Origin of the sequence: Caballeronia sp. GAWG1-1 (assembly GCF_023631465.1) — a bacterium.
Classification (GTDB): Bacteria; Pseudomonadota; Gammaproteobacteria; order Burkholderiales; family Burkholderiaceae; genus Caballeronia.
In genome coordinates, this window is record NZ_JALQDB010000066.1 from 1 (window position 1) to 22,021 (window position 22,021).

Here is a 22,021-nt window from a genome sequence, read left to right on the forward strand (position 1 = left end):
GCCACGCCGCACACGATCGACGGGCAGTTCAAGCACCGGATGGTCGTCGCCGAGGGTGGCTTGCCAATACGCGTATTGCGCTTCCAGCATCGCGTCGCTGGTGTGCTCGCGTTGCCATGCAGCATAGTCGCCGTATTGAATCGGCAGTGCTTCGGGTGGGGTCACCTCATGACCTAACGCCGCTGCATACGCGTTAGAGAACTCGCGTAGCAAGATGCCCTGCGACCACGCATCCGACACGATGTGCGGCATCGCGAAGTGCAACACCGCTTCCTGTTCGTTCACAGCGAGCAGCGCCACCTTCAGCATCGGACCCTGACGCAGATCGAGCGGGGCGTGAGACAGCGCTTGCAGTTGCGTTTCGCCTTCGTACGCGGCTTCGTGCCAGCCGTAGCGCGGTTGCTCATCCACCACTTGCCACGTCTGCGCATCCTCTTCCACGAAGCGCGTGCGCAGGCTTTCATGACGGGTCACCAGCGTATCGAGCGCCGTGCGCACCGCGGCCTTGTTCAGCTTGCCCTTCAGTCGCACCGCTCCCGCAATCGTGTATGCCGCACTCTGCGGCTCCAGATTCCACAGGAACCACAAACGCTCCTGCGCGTGCGTCAGCGGAATGCGACTGTCTTTTGCACGCGCACGAATCCGCTCGACCGTCTGACGTTCACTCGCTTCCAACTCCGCCGCCAGACTCTCCAGCACGGGATGCATGAACAAGGTCGCCAGCGATACCTCACGCCCCATCTCCTGACGAATGCGCGAGGCCACCTGCATCAGCAAGAGCGAATGCCCGCCCGCTTCGAAGAAGTTCTCCGTCACGCCGATATCGGCTCGATTCAGCACGCTTCGCCAGATCGACAGTAATTCGGCTTCGAGCGGTGTGCGGGCTGCGACGTGTTCCTTGTGCGAGGGCGCTTCGGGTGCCGGGAGTGCCGCGCGATCCACCTTGCCGTTGGGCATCAGCGGCAAGGCATCGAGTGCGACGAATGAGGAGGGCACCATGTACGACGGCAGCCGTGCTTCCAGCGTGCGACGCAGCAGGCGTACGTCATCCTGTCCGACCACGTAGCCGACCAGTTGACGTGATTCGCCTTCGCCTGTGAGCGCCACGATCGCCGCGCTCACGCCTTCGATCTGGCGCAGCGCTGCTTCGATCTCGCCCAGTTCGATGCGGAAGCCTCGCAGCTTCACTTGCTGATCCAGTCGCCCCAGAAAGTCGATGCCGCCATCCGCGCGGCGACGGCACAGGTCTCCGCTTCGGTACATCCGTGCGCCCGGCGTGCGCGGGTCCGGCACGAAGCGCTCCGCCGTGATATCCGCGCGGCCCAGATAGCCGCGTGCGAGCGTCAGCCCGCCGATGCACAACTCGCCGAGTCCTCCGACCGGTGCTTCGTTGCCGAAGCGGTCCACCACTTGCACGCAGCGCGATGCATACGGCTCGCCGATCGAGACGATGCTCTGCCGGGTGTCCGCCTCATTCGTCTGCCGATACATGCAGGCGACTGTCGTTTCGGTGGGACCGTAGAGATTGTCAAGGCGGATGTGCGCAAGGGGTCCACGTCGCCATTGCGCGAGGGCATCGCCCGGCAAGCCCTCTCCGCCGACGGTGATCTGGCGCAGTGCGGCCAGTTCATGTGCGGGCGGTGGTGTGCGTAGCCACTGCTGCCAGTACGCGGTCGGTATGCGCGAGAAGGTCACGCGCGCATCGCGCAGATGGCGACTCGTCGTGTCGATATCCCAGAGTTGCGGGCCACGCATTTCCACTTGTCCGCCTTGCATCAAGGCAGGCAGCATTTCGTGCAATGCGACGTCGAAGTTGATGGTCGACGACTGAAGCTGCGTATCGTCCGATGTGATGCGGTAGCACCCGATGAAGTCGTCCAGATGCCGTGACAGCGAGACGTGGCTCACCGCGACACCTTTGGGCTTGCCTGTGGAACCTGACGTGTAGATCACGTAGGCGAGTTGTTCGGGGTGGATCGATACATCGGGTGCCGTGTCCGCAAGCATCCCTACGCCGTTCACATCTATCACATCGATGCCTTCGAACAAGGCTCCGCATTGCCCGAGCGTGTCGGCGTCCGCAATCACGCATTGCACGCGGGCATCGTCCAGCATAGTTTGCAGGCGTTCGGCGGGATAAGCCGGATCGAGCGGCACGAAAGCGCCGCCCGAACGCAGCACGCCTACCAATGCAGCGATTAACGCAGGCGAGCGCGTCAAGCACAGGCCCACACGCGTTTCCGCACGCACGCCGCGCGCAATCAACGCATGCGCAATCCGCGCCGACCATGCCTGCAACTCGGCATAGCTCAGGCGCACGCCTTCGCAATGCACCGCATTGCCGATGCGTTGTTCGGCCACGCGTGCGCCAACGGGCGCGAATGCGTGTTCAGCAAGCGCAGGAGCAGAAGCCGGTGCATCGAGCGTCAACGCGCCGAGGTGCACATGGCCATCGACCGCAATCTGGCTCAGCAGCGACACGTAATGATCGAGCAAGCGCGCTACAGTCGATTCATCGAACACGTCACGCGCGTAGGTGAACGACACCTCCAGTCCGTCCCCACGCTCACGCGCGTTCAACACCAGATCGAAGCGGGCCGCACCCGTACCCGATTCCATCGGCGTCACACGCAGCCCCGGCATCGCGAACGCATCACGCCCGAGCGCCGGTTCGAAGTTGAACATGACGTTGAACAGCGGCGTCTGCGCCAGGCTGCGGCCCGGACTCAAGGCATCGACCACGCGCGAGAACGGCACCGCCTGACGCGCCTGCGCTTCGAGTACGCGCTCGCGGACGTGCGCTATCAGCTCGTCCACGTTACGCAGCGTGGCCAGCTCGCTGCGGATCACCAGCGTATTGACGAAGAAGCCGATCAGCGCCTGCGTGTCGCCATGTTCGCGCCCCGCCACCGGCACGCCGATACGCACGTCATCGCTGCCGCTGTAGCGCGCGAGCAGCACGTCGAAGACCGCGAGCAACACGACGAACGGCGTGCTTCGATGACGTTGCGCCGCGGCCGTCACCGCTCGCTGCACGGACGCTTCAAGCGCGATGCTCACACGCGTACCATCCTGACTGCGCGTGCCCTGAGGCGAGCGATCGAACGGCAGGGCAAGCAGGGGTTCGTCGCCGGCCAGTCGCATGCGCCAGTACGCCAGATCGTCGTCGAGGCGCGCAGAGGCATACGTGTCACGCTGCCAGCGTGCATAGTCCGCGTACTGAATCGGCAAGGCGGGGAGCGCCGCACTCCGGCCACCTCGCGCATTCGAATATTCGCGCGCGAACTCGTCGATCATGATCCGCACGGACCATGCATCCGACACGATGTGATGCATGACGAATTGCAGCACATGCTCGTTGGTCGCCAGTCGCAGCAGCGTCACGCGCAACAGCGGACCGCGTTCGAGCGAGAACGGCGCACGCGCGATGGCGCGAAGCGCGGCATCGACACTTTCCTCGCGAACAGCCTCCGGAACGTCCGCGAAATCGAGCACCGACCATGCCGGCTCCGCAATCAGCGATGCAATCTGCACCGGGCCCTCGTCGCCCTCGACGAAGGTCGTGCGCATGCTCTCGTGCCGCGTGACGAGTGCCGTGATCGCCGCGCGCACGGCATCGCGATCCAGCGCGCCTTCCATCCGCACCGCGCCCGACAGGTTATAGGCGGCGCTTTCGGGATCGAGGCGCGAGAAGAAATACAAACGCTCCTGCTCGAACGAAAGCGGCGCAGGCGCGCGACGGTCCTCATGCACGGCGATGCTTCGCGGACCGCGCGTACTGTCGCGCGCCCCGTCGACCACGGATGCAAGCGCCGAAAGAACCGGATGCGCAAATACGGCCTGCACAGGCAGATCGATATCGAACGCGGTCCTGATGGCAGCGATCATGCGCAACGCGCGCAAGGATTCGCCGCCGAGCAGGAAGAAGTCGTCGTTCGCGCTCACAGCATCGACGCCGAGCACGCTCTGCCAGATATTCGCGATCGCGAGTTCCGTGGCGGTGCGCGGGGCATCCTTTATCGCGTCATCGGTCTCATGCCGAGGCACGGGCAAGGCATTGCGATCGAGCTTGTCGTTATGCGTGCGCGGCAACGCATCGAGCGGGACGAACCGCTGCGGCACCATGTAGGGCGGCAGATGACGCGCGAGTTCCGCCTGCCATCCGGCGGTCTCGGCATCGATGCCGCCCACAGTGACGAGATACGCAACGAGCATCGGCTGGCCGGCGACCACCTTGACCGCAGCGGCGGCATCGCGCACGCCTTCCAGACGGCGCAACGACGCTTCGATCTCACCCAGTTCGATGCGAAAACCGCGCAGCTTCACCTGATGATCGGCACGCCCCACGTACGCCAGGCGTCCGCCTTCGATGCGGCACAGATCACCGGTTCGATAGAGCCGCGCGCCGTGCGTGAATGGATCGGGCACGAAGCGTTCGGCCGTGAGCGCGGCACGGCCGAGATAGCCGCGCGCGAGGTTCGTACCACCGATGCACAGTTCGCCGATACCGCCCTTCGGCACGCTGGCACCATCGGCGTCGATCAGATGAAAGGTCGTGCCTTCGATCGGCTCGCCGAGCGTGGCGCGTGAATCATTCAGTTGTGCGATGCTCGACCAGATGGTCGTCTCGGTCGGACCGTACATATTCCACAGTTCGACGCCGCGTGCCTGCAGGCGTGACGCGAGTTCTGCGGGCAAGGCTTCGCCACCGCACAAGGCCTTGAATGTCGCGCCTACGCCGGACGTGCCCTGCCAGCCGCCTCCGAGCAATACGTTCCAGCCCATCGGGGTGGCCTGCATCATGGTCGCGCCCGAGCGTGCGATCAATGCCGCGAGACGTTCGCCATCGGTGACGTCCTCGCGCCGCGCAAGCTCGATACGCGCGCCGGTCACGAGCGGCAGATAGAGCTCGAGCGCGGCGATGTCGAACGACAGCGTGGTCACGCTCAGCATCACGTCGTCAGCGCCGATGCCGGGGCGCACACGCATGCTGGCGAGGAAGCGCGCCAAGGCATCGTGCGAGATGCCGACACCTTTGGGCTTGCCCGTCGAGCCCGACGTATAGATCACATACGCCAGTTGCGAGGCGTGAATGTTAGCGAAAACACCTGCGTCGTGCGAGGGCGCATTCATCGTCTGTGCGAGACGGATCACGCGGGCGACGACGCCATCGAACGATCGCGCCGTCGTGTCGTCTGCGATCACGAATGCCACGCCGGCATCGTCAAGCATGTAGGCGATGCGTTCGGCAGGCAGCGCCGGATCGATCGGCACATAGGCGGCACCCGAACGCATGACGCCAATCAGCGCCGCGACCATGCCCGCCGAACGCGCCGTGCAGATGCCCACGCGCGCCTCGTGTCGTACGCCGCTGGCGTGCAGATGCGCTGCGATGCGGTTCGCCCATGCATCGAGTTTGGCGTATGTGGTCGATTCGTCGCCGCAGCGCACGGCGATGACATCGGGCGTGCTCGCGGCCTGCATCGCGATGAGTGCGGGTGTCGGCGTGAACGTGTAGTCAATCAACGGACGCGCGTTCGCTTGCGCATCCGCCGTGCGGTCCAGTTCGATCTGCGTCGCGCGAATGCCCGCATCGCGGACGATGTGTTCTAGCACGGTCACGTAATCATCGAGCAGACGATGAATGGTCGATGCATCGAAAATATCGGTCGCGTAGTTCAGGCCGAGCGTGAGCGCATGGTCGCCGGTCACTTCCATCGACAGATCGAACTGCGCGCTGTTCGTCGTGCTTGAAAGCGGCGTGATCTGCACGCCCGGCAGATTCAGTTCGGCGGCGGTCTGTTCGCTGTAGTTGAACAACACCTGAAACAGCGGCGTATGACTCGTGGTGCGTTGCGGTTGCAGACGCTCGACGAGCCTCGCGAAAGGTACGCTGGCGTTGGACTGGGCATCGAGTACATGCTGGCGTACCTCGGCAAGCAAGGCCTCGAAGGGCTGCGTGCCGCGTGCCTCCATGCGGATGACGAGCGTGTTCACGAAAAAGCCGATCAGCGGCTCGGTTTCAAGACGGTCCCGTCCCGCTTCGGGCACGCCGATGCGGATATCGCGCTGGCCGCTGCATCGGCCGAGCAGGAGACCGAAGGCGGCGAGCATCGTCATGAAACGCGTGACGCCCTGCGTTTGCGAGAGTGTATCGAGCGCTTGAGAGAGCGTCGGATCGAGGCGGCGTTCGAGTGTAGCGCCGGCGCTGGTGCGTGGGCCACGCCGCACACGATCGACGGGCAGTTCAAGCACCGGATGGTCGTCGCCGAGGGTGGCTTGCCAATACGCGTATTGCGCTTCCAGCATCGCGTCGCTGGTGTGCTCGCGTTGCCATGCAGCATAGTCGCCGTATTGAATCGGCAGTGCTTCGGGTGGGGTCACCTCATGACCTAACGCCGCTGCATACGCGTTAGAGAACTCGCGTAGCAAGATGCCCTGCGACCACGCATCCGACACGATGTGCGGCATCGCGAAGTGCAACACCGCTTCCTGTTCGTTCACAGCGAGCAGCGCCACCTTCAGCATCGGACCCTGACGCAGATCGAGCGGGGCGTGAGACAGCGCTTGCAGTTGCGTTTCGCCTTCGTACGCGGCTTCGTGCCAGCCGTAGCGCGGTTGCTCATCCACCACTTGCCACGTCTGCGCATCCTCTTCCACGAAGCGCGTGCGCAGGCTTTCATGACGGGTCACCAGCGTATCGAGCGCCGTGCGCACCGCGGCCTTGTTCAGCTTGCCCTTCAGTCGCACCGCTCCCGCAATCGTGTATGCCGCACTCTGCGGCTCCAGATTCCACAGGAACCACAAACGCTCCTGCGCGTGCGTCAGCGGAATGCGACTGTCTTTTGCACGCGCACGAATCCGCTCGACCGTCTGACGTTCACTCGCTTCCAACTCCGCCGCCAGACTCTCCAGCACGGGATGCATGAACAAGGTCGCCAGCGATACCTCACGCCCCATCTCCTGACGAATGCGCGAGGCCACCTGCATCAGCAAGAGCGAATGCCCGCCCGCTTCGAAGAAGTTCTCCGTCACGCCGATATCGGCTCGATTCAGCACGCTTCGCCAGATCGACAGTAATTCGGCTTCGAGCGGTGTGCGGGCTGCGACGTGTTCCTTGTGCGAGGGCGCTTCGGGTGCCGGGAGTGCCGCGCGATCCACCTTGCCGTTGGGCATCAGCGGCAAGGCATCGAGTGCGACGAATGAGGAGGGCACCATGTACGACGGCAGCCGTGCTTCCAGCGTGCGACGCAGCAGGCGTACGTCATCCTGTCCGACCACGTAGCCGACCAGTTGACGTGATTCGCCTTCGCCTGTGAGCGCCACGATCGCCGCGCTCACGCCTTCGATCTGGCGCAGCGCTGCTTCGATCTCGCCCAGTTCGATGCGGAAGCCTCGCAGCTTCACTTGCTGATCCAGTCGCCCCAGAAAGTCGATGCCGCCATCCGCGCGGCGACGGCACAGGTCTCCGCTTCGGTACATCCGTGCGCCCGGCGTGCGCGGGTCCGGCACGAAGCGCTCCGCCGTGATATCCGCGCGGCCCAGATAGCCGCGTGCGAGCGTCAGCCCGCCGATGCACAACTCGCCGAGTCCTCCGACCGGTGCTTCGTTGCCGAAGCGGTCCACCACTTGCACGCAGCGCGATGCATACGGCTCGCCGATCGAGACGATGCTCTGCCGGGTGTCCGCCTCATTCGTCTGCCGATACATGCAGGCGACTGTCGTTTCGGTGGGACCGTAGAGATTGTCAAGGCGGATGTGCGCAAGGGGTCCACGTCGCCATTGCGCGAGGGCATCGCCCGGCAAGCCCTCTCCGCCGACGGTGATCTGGCGCAGTGCGGCCAGTTCATGTGCGGGCGGTGGTGTGCGTAGCCACTGCTGCCAGTACGCGGTCGGTATGCGCGAGAAGGTCACGCGCGCATCGCGCAGATGGCGACTCGTCGTGTCGATATCCCAGAGTTGCGGGCCACGCATTTCCACTTGTCCGCCTTGCATCAAGGCAGGCAGCATTTCGTGCAATGCGACGTCGAAGTTGATGGTCGACGACTGAAGCTGCGTATCGTCCGATGTGATGCGGTAGCACCCGATGAAGTCGTCCAGATGCCGTGACAGCGAGACGTGGCTCACCGCGACACCTTTGGGCTTGCCTGTGGAACCTGACGTGTAGATCACGTAGGCGAGTTGTTCGGGGTGGATCGATACATCGGGTGCCGTGTCCGCAAGCATCCCTACGCCGTTCACATCTATCACATCGATGCCTTCGAACAAGGCTCCGCATTGCCCGAGCGTGTCGGCGTCCGCAATCACGCATTGCACGCGGGCATCGTCCAGCATAGTTTGCAGGCGTTCGGCGGGATAAGCCGGATCGAGCGGCACGAAAGCGCCGCCCGAACGCAGCACGCCTACCAATGCAGCGATTAACGCAGGCGAGCGCGTCAAGCACAGGCCCACACGCGTTTCCGCACGCACGCCGCGCGCAATCAACGCATGCGCAATCCGCGCCGACCATGCCTGCAACTCGGCATAGCTCAGGCGCACGCCTTCGCAATGCACCGCATTGCCGATGCGTTGTTCGGCCACGCGTGCGCCAACGGGCGCGAATGCGTGTTCAGCAAGCGCAGGAGCAGAAGCCGGTGCATCGAGCGTCAACGCGCCGAGGTGCACATGGCCATCGACCGCAATCTGGCTCAGCAGCGACACGTAATGATCGAGCAAGCGCGCTACAGTCGATTCATCGAACACGTCACGCGCGTAGGTGAACGACACCTCCAGTCCGTCCCCACGCTCACGCGCGTTCAACACCAGATCGAATCGCGCAGTCTGCATCTCCGAAGAAATATCCGCGACCGTCAGACCCGGCAGTTCGATCGGGCCGCCCTGCGCACCGAGGTAATTGAACATGGTCTGAAACAGCGGCGTGTGTCCGAAACTGCGCTGCGGCTGCAACTCCTGCACCAGCCGCGAAAACGGCACGTCCTGATGCGCATAGGCGGCAAGCGTGCGCGCGCGCATCTGCGTGAGCAGTTGCATGAACGTCGATGCCTCGTCCATCCGCGCGCGCAACACCAGCGTATTGACGAAGAAGCCGATCACCCGCTCGGTCTCGTCGCGGTCGCGTCCCGACACCGGCACGCCGACGCGAATATCGTCCTGCCCGCCATAACGCGAGAGCAAGACCTGATAAGCCGACAGCAGCGTCGTGAACAAGGTCGCATCGGCAGCCTGCGAAACGCGACGCAACGCGGCCGCCGTGCGCGCATCGACGGTACGCGCAACGCTCGCCCCCGCCGAACGACGCATGCCGGTACGCACGCGATCGAAGGGCAGTTCGAGCACCGGTTGCTCACCGCCCAATTCGCCACGCCAGTATGCCAGTTGACCGGCCAGCGATTCGTCGTCGAGCCATTCGCGCTGCCACGCCGCGAAATCGCCGTACTGGATCGGTTCGTCATCGCGTCCGTGCGTGGACGGCGCAACGCCCAGTTCGGCGCGATACGCAGAAACGAATTCATCGACGAACACACTCATCGACAAGCCGTCCGACACGATGTGATGGATCGCGATATGCAGCACATGATCGTCCGGCGCACTCTGCAGCAAGGTCACGCGCAGCAGCGGTCCGTGTTCGAGATCGAAGGCTTCGTTGCTGAGCGCATCGAGCGCGGCCTGCATGTCTTCAGGACACGTACGCTCGCGCCACGCATAGTCCGCCGTTCCCGTTACTTGCATCGGCACGCCATCGCGTTCGATGAAATGCTTGCGCAGGCTCTCGTGCCGTGCGACCAGACGATCGAGCGCCGCCCGCACCGCGCGCCGGTCCAGCGTGCCCTGCAAGCGCACCGCGCCGGTGATGTTGTACGCCGCACTCGCCGGATCGAGCTTCCATAGGAACCACATGCGCTCCTGCGCATGCGAGAGCGGAAACATCGCACCCCGGTCCGGAAACGGCACGATCGGCAGACGCGATGCCTGCATGCCGCGCGCGCGCAACTGATGACGGAACTGCCTGCGCTTCTCGGCGGGCAACTGCACGTATGCCTTCGATACGGCGAGCAAATCGGGGACGGCTGCGTGTGTCGTGTCGCTCATGTCTCTATGTTCTGTCCTGCGATGTTCAGCTTTCGCTCTGATCGTTGTGCGTCTTCGAGCGCGGCGGCATGCCGGCCTGCCATTGATCGACGCTCGTCAGGCGCTTGCCCATGCTGTCGTGGCGCGCGGGATTGAGCTTCTCCGTGTGACGCTGCGGCGCGGCATGACGCGGCGCATAGGCATGACCGAGCGCATGCGCTTGCCCCTGCGCCTTCTTGCGCTTGAGGAACGGGCAGCGGTCTTCGGCGGCGATGTTTTCATCGGTCAGGAAATACTGCTTCCACTCGAGATTGCCGGGATCGCCGTAAAAGCCGAGATCCGGGTGCGCGCTCACGTCGTCCCATGTTTCAAGGCGTTTTCTCACCTGATTGCGCGCCTCGCGGCCGATCACCTTGTTGGTGATGGTGTCCACGAACACGCTGCGCGGCTGGAACAGCAACACCATGCCCGGACCGAGATTGCGGCTGTGACGCACCTTGAAGGTCGGCAGCGCGCACACCACGAACATTTGCACACCCGCGAACGAGAACTCCCATTCTTCCTGCGACGGATCGGGCTGCTTGTCCGCTTCGGGATCGGGATCGACATCGTGCAGATGTTGCAGCGTCTGCCAGAAGAGGTCCTGATACTGCTCGTGCGTCAAGGGCTCGTCGTCCGGCTCGAAGAACACGGCGATGTTGTTGCGGCGAAACTCCGGACGGGACGCCAATGTCGAGAAGGTCTGCATCGTCGCGGGCAGGTCGCGAATGTCCTTGCCGTTCACCCACGCATAGAACATCTCGCCGCGCCGCTCGGCAATGGTGCCGAAGAAGCACGGGTATTCCGGATGCATCACCTGCTCGCGCAGCGTCGCATACGAACCCGCTAGCCACGCAGGCGCCTGCGCCGCCGCGCCGGTGCGGGTTCCCGAAATCACGCGGCTGGTCCAGTCACTGGCATCGAAGTGCGCAACGTCATCGTTTGATTGCATTGTCATTCCTGTTGGTCAACACCACCCATGCGACGCGCGTCGTGTGCCGTTCATTGCGCCACTGGGCAAAGCGTGGCCGGCGCGCCTCGTCGATGCCCTGTTTCCAAGGGCTTTTCGTGCTGCTCGATTTGTGGGGTGCGTCTGCCTGCGCTTTCTGTCGAAGCGCCTGGAATGTCACGCGGATGCGTGCGCGTCGAGTTCGACGACCAGCGCCTGAACCCAGTCGTCGGGAATGATCGGCTGATGGTAGGTGCATTCCGGCGAGGTAACGGTCGAGCCATGCAGGCGTCCGTCCGGAATCAGCACCATGTCGCCCGGATGCATGTCGAGCTGCATGCCGACATTGCCCCAGAACAGCATGTCGCCTTCCTGAATGGTGACTAGCCGATGATCGTTGTGGACATGCGTGGTCGAGCACATTTCCAGCGGTTCCACGAAGGTCTCGCGATCGATATCCGGGCATTCGCGATCGATCCGCGCGCTGATGCGATGCGCGAACTCCACGTAGCGCCGGATGGCCGACAGCCAGCGCAATTGTTCACTCAAATCCCAGCGCGCACGCTCGGCCAGACGCTCGCCCGCGATCACACCCTGCACGGCCTGCGCGACCGCAGCGCCGTTGACCTGCTGCGCGGCGTGTTCGAGCGCCTGCGCGAAGCGCGCCGCCAGTTCGGCACGACGCACGACGACATCCGCGGGCTTGCGGCTGGTCGGCTGAAGATGCGCACACGCCTTCTCCAGTCCGATGCCGAACGCGAGCCACTCGGCTTCTGCTGCAAAGGCCGCGCCCACGAACGCAAAGGCACGGTCCGGCCTGCGCGCGAGCGCGTAGAGCAGGTTGCATTTGGCGAGACTCGTCGGCAGATAGAACTGCCAGTACGCATGCTGCTCGCGCGTGAGACCCGCAAAGCCAGCAACGCGGCGCAGCAGTGCATCGTCGGGAAGATCACCTGACAGCGTCGGGCGCGTGTCCACCGGCAGGCTGTCGAAAAATCCGCTCGCGCTGGCTCGCGCCAGGGCGCGACGCTTCGACAAGGCCAGCGACCAGCGCTGAACCATGATGAAGCGCAATCCTTCTTCGAGATAGTCCTGACGCACGAGACGCGCGAACGAACGCTCCCAGAAGGCACTTTCTTCATCGACAATCTGCATCAGACGCGCGGCGGCGGCGTCCGGGCTTTCGGTCGAATCGGCGTCGAGCGACAGATACTCGAATGCATAGGCTTCGAGGAAAGGCGCGATCTGCGCACCGAGCGCGCGGGTGTCGTCGCGATAGAAGTCGGCATAACGCGACCATTCTGCCGCGCTCGTATCGTTCGGTAGACGTGCCACATCGAGTTCATAGATCGACAGCAGCGTGCGGTTCGACGCCAGCGCAGGCAGGCGGCTAACGTTATGGTTGCGCACCGGCTTTCTGAACTTGAGGAACTCGAAATCCTCCGGACGCAGCGGGCGCCGATGATAGTCGCTGTCCAGCACCAGCTCATCGACCGTCGCGCTGCGGTACGGCGTGGCGGCGGCGAACTGCCGGATGAGCGAGAGATAGTGCTCGCTCTTTCCATCGAAGGAACTGAAGTCGAAGAGCGGTGGCACGGGCTGCGTCATGATGTGGATGTCCTTTCTTTGCTTGTGTTGCCTGAATGTCCTGGACTGCTGCTATCGGCTGTCGACTATCGGCCGGTCATGGCGACGAGCACGCGGCGTTTGCCCTTGAACGGCGCGCGACCGTGCGACATCAGCACGTTATCGAGCGCAAGGAGATCGTTTGGCTGCCAGGGAAACGACAGCATGGTGTCGCGGTACACAGCGCGGATTTCATCGAGCATCGCGGTGTCGATCGGCGCGCCGTCACCAAGAAAGGTGTTACGCGGCAGGCGGTCTTCATCAACGATTTCGAGCAGCGCTTCGCGCACGTCGTCCGGCAGGTTCGATACGTGGAACAGATGCGCCTGGTTGAACCACACCGTCTCGCCGGTCTGTGGATGGACCAGTTCCGACTGGCACACCTGGCACGTGCGCAAGGCTTCGCCATCGTCGAGCCACTCGAATGCAATCCGGTTGGCGCGGCAATAGCGTTCGACCTCGGCGCGGTCTTCGGTACCGAACACCTGTTCCCACGGCACATCCAGACCATTGCCGAAATTGCGCACGTACATGATCTGCTTCGATGCGAACAGCCGGCGCAACGCCGGATCGAGCCGTTGATAGACGACGCGGCTGTCGGCAACCGGAGTCGCGCCGTTTTCTTCGGCGGCGATGTCGCAATAGAAGAAAATCGACTCCGGCCAGCGCAACGTATACGATTGTTCGTTATGCTGATCGATCCATTGGTCAGCCGGATATTCGGTCGATGAGAATACGGCCCCGCCAATCCGGCTGCGCGGCGTGGAACCGAACTCATAGGCCTGCAAGGTTTCGCCGAACAGCGACGCGAAGCGGTCGAGTCCTTGCGCGCCCAACGACGCGAATCCGCGCAGCAGTACGCCACCGTATTCGCGCTTCGCCTGTTCGATGCGTGCCTGCAAGCCGCTCGCGCAGGCATCGGGCAATTCGCCATCGGCCGGGCGGAGTTCGAGCACGCGCGTACCGTGATGTTCGATCACGCGCTCGTGCAGCGCGATTTCCGGGATGTTGATCAGTGCGTCCATAACTCGGGCTGTTGCGTGCGAACCTCCACCAGCGTCGATGCGACGATGGCCAGCACCGCGTCCAGCTTCTCCTCGATGAAGAAATGCCCGCCGGCGAAGCGATGCACCGTGCAGCGGTGTCGCGTCTCGTGCGACCACGCATTCACGTCGTCGCGATTCGCCGTGGCGCTGTCGCCGTCGCCGATGAACACATCGATCGGACACGCCAGCGGCTCACCGCGCGCCTGCACGGGATAGGTGCCGCACAGATGAAAGTCCGCACGCAGCACGGGCAACATGAAATCGACGAACTCGCGGTCTTCGAGCAAGGCCTCGGGCGTGCCGCCGAGCTTGCGCAAACGCTCGATCATGGCGTCGCGCGTGCACGTGAGCCAGTGTTCCTCACGCGCACGCCGCGAAGGCGCGACACAGGCCGACACGCCGAACCACACCGGCTGCCGTCCCGTCCTGCGTTCGATCTCGCGAATCAGTTCGATGCCGGTGAGCGCGCCCATGCTGTGACCCATCACGGCATAGGGAACGTTTGCGTCGAGTTGCGCGAGAACGCGGGTAGCGAGCGCATCGGTCAGATCGGGCCATGCCGTATGCGGCGGCAGCGCGCGCAGTGCTCCGTGACCGGGCAGATCCTGCGCCCGCACGCGTGCGCCGAACGGCAAGGCTTGCGCCCAGCGTCGGTACAAGAGCGCGTGGCCGCCTGCGTGCGGCAGGCAGATCAGGTCCACGAGTTGCATGGCCGTGTCGTCGACGAATGCGCTCATCGCTTCAGTGCGCCGTGCGCGCCGCCCGCTTCGCGTCCTCGTCGGCCATGTGCTTGCGCAGGCTGAGCGGCCGCATGTCGGTCCACACCTCGTCGATATACGCAAGGCAATCCGCCTTGTTGCCGAACTTGCCGACGGCGCGCCATCCCGCCGGAATCGCCTTGAAATCCGGCCAGATCGAGTACTGTTCCTCGTCGTTCATGACGACGTGGAAGGTGGTGGTGTCATCGCCCCAGCTCATCTTTGCTCCTTGATAGCCGCGCTTAATTGAGAATCATTCACGAATATGACGACACGATGAGACGGGTCGTCGAAACTTCGTGCGGGATACTCACCCTTCACACGACTTTTTACGTGAAATTCTTGTGAAAACCTTACTACGTGTAAACGCGAATCGTTCCTATTTAGATAGAGCACGATAGAGGGTTGAGGGCAGGAAGTCAAGACATCGAGGCCGATATCGATATTCATTCGAGTGTAACGACCGGGTCATCCGACGGCTTTCCGGCCGCCAGTTCAAGTACCGGCGCGGCTCGCCGAGGTGCGATGAGGGTTTACCGTGTAAATGAGAATTGTTTATACTCAGCGGCCGACGGCGAACCGGCCCAACGCGGCCCGTCACGATGCTTCATGTGACCTCGCTGCAGATCCCATTATTCGAACACTCAATGAGACGCCTCCAACGCGGACCCTTTCGGTTTGTTCTCCTGCTCGCTCTCATCTGTTTCGCGGTTCTGTTCTGGGCGCTGCTGTTTCGGATCACTGAACATATCGATACCGTGAAGGTCGGGCGCGGCAATGTCGAGTCGAGCGTGGCCGCGCTCGGTACGCTGCAGCCGCACAGCTATGTCGATATCGGCTCGCAGGCCTCGGGCGAAATCCGCCGCATCGGCGTGCAGCCGGGCGATGTGGTCAGGAAGGGCCAGTTGCTCGTTGAGATCGATCCCAGCGTGCAGCAGGCGAAATACGATGTGGACCGCTCCGCCCTCACCAGCCTGCGCGCGAAACTCGCGAGCGAGCAGGCGAAGTTCGCCTTCACGCAACATCAGTACGAACGTCAGCGCCGCATGATGTCCGAAGGCTCCACGCGCGACGAAGACCTGCAAAGCGCCTACGCCGCGCAGCAGGAATCGCGCGCGAATCTCGACAATCTGCGCGCGGAGATCGACGGCGCACGCGCCACGCTCTCCGGCGACGAGGCCCAGCTCGGCTACACCAAAATCTACGCGCCGATGTCCGGCACCATCGTCACGCTGGATGCACGCGAAGGGCAGACGCTCAACGCGACCTATCAGACGCCGATCATCCTGCGGATCGCCGATCTCTCGACCATGACGGTATGGACGCAGGTCTCGGAAGCCGATGTGCTGAAGGTCAGGCCCGGCATGCCGGTCTATTTCACGACGCTCGGCGCGGATGACCACCGCTGGACCGGCACGGTCCGGCAAATCCTGCCCGCGCCGCCGAACACCGCCGCGCCTTCGGCCGATGGCCAGCCGCCGCCCGCCGCCAGCGCGGACAACACCGGCAAAGTGGTGCTCTACACCGTGCTGTTCGACGTGCGCAACGAGAGCAATCAACTGCTGCCGCAAATGAGCGCCCAGGTGTTCTTCGTCGCGCAGGAGGCGCATGACGTGGTGATCGCGCCTTTGTCCGCACTCAAGCCGGCCGATGATTCGAAGTCCCGTTACACGGCGCAAGTGCTGGATGACGGACACGTGGTCACGCGGCAGGTCAGCGTCGGCGTGCACGACCGGCTAAACGCCGAAGTACGCTCGGGCCTCGCGCCCGACGACCAGCTCGTCACCGGCATCCGCCGCGTGCGCGCCGCCGACGGCAAGTTCCAATGGTGAGCCCGCTGATCGAGCTGCGCGAGGTGCGCAAGTCATATGGCGGCCACGACGACGAGCCGCCCGTCGACGTGCTGCGCGGCGTGTCGCTGTCCATCGAGGCGGGTGAGTTCGTCGCGATCGTCGGGGCATCGGGTTCAGGCAAGTCGACGCTCATGCATATCCTCGGTTGTCTCGATCGCCCTACATCGGGCAGTTATCGCTTCGCGGATCAGGACGTGACGAGCTTCGGCGCAGACGAACTTGCGTGGCTGCGGCGCGAGGCCTTCGGCTTCGTGTTTCAGGGCTATCACCTGATCGCAACCGAATCGGCACGCGAAAACGTCGAGGTGCCCGCGGTCTATTCCGGCGTAAAACCCGAGGCACGCCGCGCCCGCGCCACCGAACTGCTGGCGCGGCTGGGACTGGCCGAAAGGCTGGAACATCGGCCGAACCAGTTGTCGGGCGGACAGCAGCAGCGCGTGTCGATCGGCCGCGCGCTGATGAACGGCGGCCATATCCTGCTGGCCGACGAACCGACCGGCGCGCTGGATTCGAAGAGCGGCGCGCAAGTCATGACGCTGCTGGACGAATTGTCGGCGGCGGGTCATACCATCATCCTGATTACGCACGACCGGCAGGTGGCGGCGCGCGCGCGGCGCGTGATCGAGATTCGCGATGGCGAGATCGTCGCGGATTCGGCGCACGCGAGCACGGAGCCCTCGTCGCGCGAAGGCGTGCTCGATGCGCAAAGCCTGCTCGGCTCGATGTCTTCGTCCTCGGCGCGCACCGCCTCGTTCATCGCCGATGCCAGCGAAGCGCTGCGGGCCGCGTGGCGCGTGGTGTGGATCAACCGCTTTCGCACCTTGCTGACCCTGCTCGGCATCATCATCGGCGTGGCCTCGGTGATCGTCATGCTCGCGATCGGGCGCGGTACGGAGCGCGAAGTGATCGCCAAAATGGCGAGCTTCGGCACCAACCGCATGTACGTGACGCCCGGCGGCGACAATGCGCGTGGCCCCGGCGGCACCCTCGACATGGGTGATGTAGCGCGCGTCGCCCAAATACCGAATGTCGGCGTGGCGATGCCTTTTCTGATGGGCCAAGTGACGCTGCGTCACGGCAACGCAGATATCCACACCAGCCTGTGGGCGGTGAGCCCCGATGCCTCGCGCGTGCTCAACTGGACGCCCGTGCACGGCGTGTTCTTCGACGACGACGACGAGCGCCGCCTCGCCACCGTCACCCTGATCGGCAAGCGCGTGCGCGAAAAGCTGTTCGGCGCGGCGAACCCGGTCGGCGCGCATATTCTGGTCAACAACGTACCGTTTCTGGTGATCGGCGAGCTCGAAGAAAAAGGCGCGACCTCGGGCGATGCCGACGACGACGACGTGATCCTCGTGCCCTACTCCACCGGTGCGCGCCGCGTGCTCGGCACCACGCATCTTTCGTGGATTTCCGTGCTGATCGACGAACTCGATCTCGCCGCCGAGACCGCGACGCAGATCGGCAGCGTGCTCGAACGCGCGCATCACGTGCGCGATTTCCAGATCTACAACCGCGCCGCGTCCGTCAAGGCGCAGACCGAAACCCAGGACATGCTCACACTGATGCTCGGCCTGATCGCAGGCATTTCGCTGCTGGTCGGCGGCATCGGCGTGATGAACATCATGCTCATGACGGTCAAGGAGCGCACGCGCGAGATCGGCATCCGCATCGCAACGGGCGCGCGCCAGCGGGATATCCTGCGGCAGTTCCTGACCGAGGCGACGCTCGTATCGGGCATCGGCGGAGCGCTGGGCGTCGTGATCGGCGTGCTGATCGGCGCGGTGCTGATCGCCGCCAACGTGCCGACGATCTTCTCGGTGCGGGCGATCCTCGGGGCCTTCGCGTGTGCGCTCGCCACCGGTCTGGTGTTCGGCTTCATGCCCGCGCGCAAGGCGGCACGGCTCGATCCGGTCGTAGCGCTGTCGAGCGAGTGAGGATGCGATGAAACGACGTCTGCCGCTCATTTCGCCGCTCGCCTTGCCGCTCATCTTGTCCGCGTGCCTGAGCAATCCGCCACCGCCCGCCGCCGATGTTGCGGTGCCGGCGACTTACCGCTTCTCATCGTCCTCGACTACCGGCGATGCCGTCAGCGCCGACTGGTGGCGCGGCTTCGGCAGCGACGAACTGGACCGGCTGGTCGCCCAGGCTTCGATCGGCAACTACGACGTCGCCGCCGCCATCGCACGCGTGAAGCAGGCGCGCGCCAATGCGACCATCGCCGGCGCGGCGCGTCTGCCGAACCTCAGCGCTTTCGCCGATGCCAGCCGTCAGGGCGGCTTCATGGTCAACAACGATCTGCCGAGCGGCAGCGCTTTCGACGCGGGCCTGCTCGCCAGCTACGAAATCGACTTCTGGGGAAAGAACCGCGCCGCCAGCGATGCCGCCATCGCACGGGTGCGGGCCTCCGAATTCGACCGCGCGACCGTGCAGCTCACGCTGAGCGCCGATGTCGCGAATGCATGGCTCCAGACCGTCGCGCTGCGCGAACGCGAAGGGATCGCGCAAGGCAATCTCGATACCGCGCGCGGCATTCTGCGCACGGTCGAATCGCAGTACCGCGCGGGCTTCGTCACCGCGCTCGATGCCGCGCAGCAGCGCACGCTGGTCGCCGCGCAACAACGCGCAGTGGCGCAACTGCGTCAGCAGGCGGGTGACAGCGAAGCGCAGCTTGCGACCCTGCTCGGCGTACCGGCGTCCGGCTTCACGATCGGCACCCGCTCGCTCGATGCCCTGCGCGCACCGGACATCGGTGCGGGCGTGCCGTCAACACTGCTGATGCGGCGACCCGATATCGCCTACAGCGAAGCGCAACTCGCCGCCGCCCACGCGAATGTCGCCGCCGCGCGCGCCGCGATGTTCCCGACCATCACGCTGTCGGCGTCCTTCGGCACCGGCAGCGACCGCGCGCAACGCATTTTCGACAATCCGCTCTACACCATCGCGGCGGGCCTCACTGCGCCGATCTTCGACGCGGGCGCGCTGGCCGCCGGACGTGATCTCGCACTGGCGCAGCAGGAGGAATTGCTGGCGACGTACCGGCAAGCCGTCGTCACGAGTTTCGCGGATGTCGAACGCGCGCTGAACGCCACCGCCGGTACGGACGCACAGAGCCGGGCCCAGGACGACGAACTGCGCGAAGCCCGCCACACGCTCGAGCTCGCGCAAAGCCGTTACCGTGCGGGCGCGGAAACCGCGCTCACCGTGCTGGACGCGCAACGCACGCTCTACACTGCCGAGGACGAGCGCGTGCAGGTGCGTCTCGCACGGCTGCAGGCGGCGGTGTCGACGTATCGCGCGCTGGGTGGCGGCTGGCGTGCGAACGATGCGCGCTGATGATGCGTTCACACGGCATGCACCAATGTCAAAAAGCATCCGGAAACGCAAACTCGAACCTGGCCCTGGGCGCATACGCGCGACTTGTTTCCCACGCCCATGGCGGCAAACGCGTTTTACCCGAACGTCAGCCCGTCATCGAGACGCGAATTCACGCGCTAGCCGAGCATGGTATCGAGCGGCTCGTTCGGCCAGCGCTCGTCACGCTCGGCCTGTGTCTGGACGATGGTCGTGATCGGACAGCGCGCGCAGGGCTTGACCATGCGCAGAACGATGCCGTCGGAAATTAGCGTATCGACGAAATCCTCTTCGATCCCGCCGAGTCCCGATACCACCCCGTCGGGCCAGAAGCGATCCATCGGAATGGCGGGTGCGCCCTTTTTTGCGCAAGGCGCGCGTCGAGGTTGTCGAGCCAGGCCTCGTCGATGACGATGGGCCGGCTACTGATGAAACTTGCATCAATCTTCTCGAGCTCAAAAGCGCCGCAAGCTGGCCAAACGGCCGAGCCTAACCGGCAGTTGCGCCTTCGTCGCAGCGCGGAAACAGTCGGTCCAGCTAGACTCGCAAATGCGAATGATTTGCAATTAGGTACGTTTTGGACGATCATCTGGGTCTTTCAAGCGAATCTTCCGCCGAACATGGATACCGTTTTGTCGCCTAAAGCCGCACAGGATACCCAGGGCGCCAACCTCGCCGCTCAACGCCGGCAGGACGCCGACACCGTGCTGCGATACCTGCTCTCGCGCCAGTCACACTGGCCGCTCGTCGAACCGGCACCGGGCGATGACGAACTCGCGCTGATCGTCGATGCGGCATTGCGCGCACCCGATCACGGCCGCCTGCGTCCCTGGCGCTTCGTGCTGGTCCGTGGCGACGCGCGCGAGGCGCTGGGCCAAGTGCTCGTCGATGCCGCTCGCGCCCGCGCCCCGGCTGAACCGGCGGAAACGCATGAACATCGCCGGCAGCGCGCGACGGCCGCACCGCTTGTCATCGCGCTCGGCGCGGCGGTGGATCCTGCATCGCATATTCCGGAAGTCGAGCAACTGCTGTCGGTCGGCGCGGCCGCCATGAACATGCTCAACGCCATTCATGCGCTCGGTTACGGCGGTTTCTGGGCGACCGGCGCGGATGCCTACGATGCGCTTCTGCATCAAGCACTCGACTTCGATGCCAATGAACGCCTGTTGGGTTTCCTGTTCATCGGCACGCCGAAACAACAGTCGCGCAGCGCCAAACGCCCCGCGTGCGCCGCGCATCTGCGCGAATGGACCGGCGTCGGGCACACGCATGCCATCATTTCCGCGGTGAGCGAATCATGAGTATCAGCATGCTCCCGATGCGCGGCCCGTCCCTGCTTGACGATGCATTCGAGCAATTTCCCGATGCCGACGATCAACTCGTGACCGACGCCGTGCGCGCGTGGTTTCGCCCAGACTGCGATGCGGTGCGCGGGCGCAAGACCTGGCAGGACGTGTTGCTCGACGCGGGTCTGTCGCGCGACGGCCTGCAATGTTTCGACCTGTTGATGGGGGAATGGTCGATCGCGGCGCGGCGCCCGCTCGACGTCCGCTGCCGTTGTTCGTCCGAACTCTCCTACGACGAAACCCAGTTGCTTCAGGTGCTCGCGCATTTCCAGTCGCACGATATCGTGTCGGCGCGCAGCCTGCTGAATGCCTGGTTCTCGTCGGGCGAGATCGTGTCGCTTTCGCGACATCGCACACTGCTTCGCGACGACGCTCTTCGATGTCGGCGTGCCACTGCGCAATCGTGAACGCCGCGTCACCTATCTGCAATGAGCACGATGATTGAAAGCACGACGCTTGCTGCCGTCGAATTGCCGCGCGAAGAGGAATGCCCTGAGACCGCGTTCAGGCGTGCACTCGCCCCGCGATTCGTCGCTCATCCGCTGAATTTTCATGCCGATGCGAAACCCCTGCTCGACGAAGCGGGATCGGTCTGCCTTGAAGTGACCCCCGAAAGTTGGACGGTGTGACAGCTGTGCTGTTGCGAGCAGAGACCGGTATGCGACCGGGCTCACGCCTCCTAGCTTCATCTTGATACGTTTGTGATTGTAGTAGTGAATGTAGTTTTTCAGTCCGGCGTGGAGTTCATCAACGTCTCGAAACTTGTTTAGGTGGAAGAATTCTGACTTTAGTGTGCCAAAGAAGCTTTCCATCGCCGCGTTGTCGAGGCAATTGCCCCGGCGCGACATGCTTTGTTTGACAGAATGCTTGTCCAAAGCCTTCCGATAGACCGGCATTCGGTATTGGGCGGATTCAACCGGTCGTCGCAACACCTTCAATCGAGGAAGTGTTGCATGGTGCGAAGTGCAAAGCAGGTATATCG

12 protein-coding genes and 1 pseudogene are annotated in these 22,021 nt (G+C 63.9%); 5 read left to right on the top strand and 8 right to left on the bottom strand.

Annotated elements, in window-relative coordinates; genetic code table 11:
• From NCT03_RS32635 to NCT03_RS32660, 6 genes are all read right to left on the bottom strand, one after another.
• Positions 1 to 10,089 (bottom strand): non-ribosomal peptide synthetase (locus tag NCT03_RS32635; RefSeq protein ID WP_250495427.1); only part of this gene is annotated, 10,089 nt, incomplete at its 3' end.
• A 25-nt stretch (positions 10,090 to 10,114) separates the two neighbouring features.
• Positions 10,115 to 11,059, bottom strand: a complete 945-nt coding sequence (locus NCT03_RS32640) for a YqcI/YcgG family protein (RefSeq protein ID WP_250470105.1) — start codon at positions 11,057 to 11,059, stop codon at positions 10,115 to 10,117.
• A gap of 174 nt (positions 11,060 to 11,233) precedes the next feature.
• Complete coding sequence (locus tag NCT03_RS32645) at positions 11,234 to 12,664, bottom strand: cupin domain-containing protein (protein ID WP_250470106.1); 1,431 nt, start codon at positions 12,662 to 12,664, stop codon at positions 11,234 to 11,236.
• Positions 12,665 to 12,729: 65 nt separating this feature from the next.
• Positions 12,730 to 13,707, bottom strand: coding sequence for a TauD/TfdA family dioxygenase (locus tag NCT03_RS32650; RefSeq protein WP_250470107.1), 978 nt, complete (start codon positions 13,705 to 13,707; stop codon positions 12,730 to 12,732).
• Positions 13,695 to 14,465, bottom strand: coding sequence for a thioesterase II family protein (locus NCT03_RS32655; protein ID WP_250495428.1), 771 nt, complete (start codon positions 14,463 to 14,465; stop codon positions 13,695 to 13,697). The genes NCT03_RS32650 and NCT03_RS32655 overlap by 13 nt, the downstream gene beginning before the upstream one ends.
• Before the next feature lie 4 nt (positions 14,466 to 14,469).
• Positions 14,470 to 14,706: an MbtH family protein gene (locus tag NCT03_RS32660; protein WP_250470109.1), complete on the bottom strand. Its 237-nt coding sequence runs from the start codon at positions 14,704 to 14,706 to the stop codon at positions 14,470 to 14,472.
• A 427-nt stretch (positions 14,707 to 15,133) separates the two neighbouring features.
• Between NCT03_RS32660 and NCT03_RS32665 the strand changes: the two genes are divergently transcribed.
• Genes NCT03_RS32665 through NCT03_RS32675 form a run of 3 tightly spaced genes read left to right on the top strand, consistent with a single transcriptional unit; the run spans position 15,134 to position 19,675 of the window.
• Complete coding sequence (locus NCT03_RS32665) at positions 15,134 to 16,318, top strand: efflux RND transporter periplasmic adaptor subunit (protein ID WP_250495429.1); 1,185 nt, start codon at positions 15,134 to 15,136, stop codon at positions 16,316 to 16,318.
• Positions 16,312 to 18,276, top strand: coding sequence for a MacB family efflux pump subunit (locus NCT03_RS32670; RefSeq protein WP_250495430.1), 1,965 nt, complete (start codon positions 16,312 to 16,314; stop codon positions 18,274 to 18,276). The genes NCT03_RS32665 and NCT03_RS32670 overlap by 7 nt, the downstream gene beginning before the upstream one ends.
• Before the next feature lie 7 nt (positions 18,277 to 18,283).
• Positions 18,284 to 19,675 carry an efflux transporter outer membrane subunit gene (locus tag NCT03_RS32675; RefSeq protein WP_250470112.1) on the top strand — a complete coding sequence of 464 codons (1,392 nt, stop codon included), beginning with the start codon at positions 18,284 to 18,286 and terminating at the stop codon, positions 19,673 to 19,675.
• Positions 19,676 to 19,833: 158 nt separating this feature from the next.
• Here the strand turns inward: NCT03_RS32675 and NCT03_RS32680 are convergent, their stop codons facing one another.
• Positions 19,834 to 20,034, bottom strand: coding sequence for an MOSC domain-containing protein (locus NCT03_RS32680; protein ID WP_250470113.1), 201 nt, complete (start codon positions 20,032 to 20,034; stop codon positions 19,834 to 19,836).
• 279 nt (positions 20,035 to 20,313) lie between these two features.
• Between NCT03_RS32680 and NCT03_RS32685 the strand changes: the two genes are divergently transcribed.
• Complete coding sequence (locus NCT03_RS32685; RefSeq protein ID WP_250495431.1) at positions 20,314 to 20,994, top strand: nitroreductase family protein; 681 nt, start codon at positions 20,314 to 20,316, stop codon at positions 20,992 to 20,994.
• A gap of 80 nt (positions 20,995 to 21,074) precedes the next feature.
• On the top strand, positions 21,075 to 21,446 hold the full coding sequence (locus NCT03_RS32690) for a hypothetical protein (RefSeq protein ID WP_250470115.1): 372 nt from the start codon (positions 21,075 to 21,077) through the stop codon (positions 21,444 to 21,446).
• A gap of 243 nt (positions 21,447 to 21,689) precedes the next feature.
• Here the strand turns inward: NCT03_RS32690 and NCT03_RS32695 are convergent.
• Positions 21,690 to 22,021: pseudogene (locus NCT03_RS32695) on the bottom strand (IS3 family transposase); the annotation flags it as partial.

Bases quoted from the DNA above. Each gene is read 5' to 3' on its own strand.
- NCT03_RS32685 (WP_250495431.1), top strand. From the start codon at position 20,314: ATGGATACCGTTTTGTCGCCTAAAGCCGCACAGGATACCCAGGGCGCC.
- NCT03_RS32675 (WP_250470112.1), top strand. From the start codon at position 18,284: ATGAAACGACGTCTGCCGCTCATTTCGCCGCTCGCCTTGCCGCTCATC.
- NCT03_RS32670 (WP_250495430.1), top strand. From the start codon at position 16,312: ATGGTGAGCCCGCTGATCGAGCTGCGCGAGGTGCGCAAGTCATATGGC.
- NCT03_RS32645 (WP_250470106.1), bottom strand. From the start codon at position 12,664: ATGACGCAGCCCGTGCCACCGCTCTTCGACTTCAGTTCCTTCGATGGA.
- NCT03_RS32660 (WP_250470109.1), bottom strand. From the start codon at position 14,706: ATGAGCTGGGGCGATGACACCACCACCTTCCACGTCGTCATGAACGAC.
- NCT03_RS32680 (WP_250470113.1), bottom strand. From the start codon at position 20,034: ATGGATCGCTTCTGGCCCGACGGGGTGGTATCGGGACTCGGCGGGATC.
- NCT03_RS32650 (WP_250470107.1), bottom strand. From the start codon at position 13,707: ATGGACGCACTGATCAACATCCCGGAAATCGCGCTGCACGAGCGCGTG.
- NCT03_RS32655 (WP_250495428.1), bottom strand. From the start codon at position 14,465: ATGAGCGCATTCGTCGACGACACGGCCATGCAACTCGTGGACCTGATC.
- NCT03_RS32640 (WP_250470105.1), bottom strand. From the start codon at position 11,059: ATGCAATCAAACGATGACGTTGCGCACTTCGATGCCAGTGACTGGACC.
- NCT03_RS32665 (WP_250495429.1), top strand. From the start codon at position 15,134: ATGAGACGCCTCCAACGCGGACCCTTTCGGTTTGTTCTCCTGCTCGCT.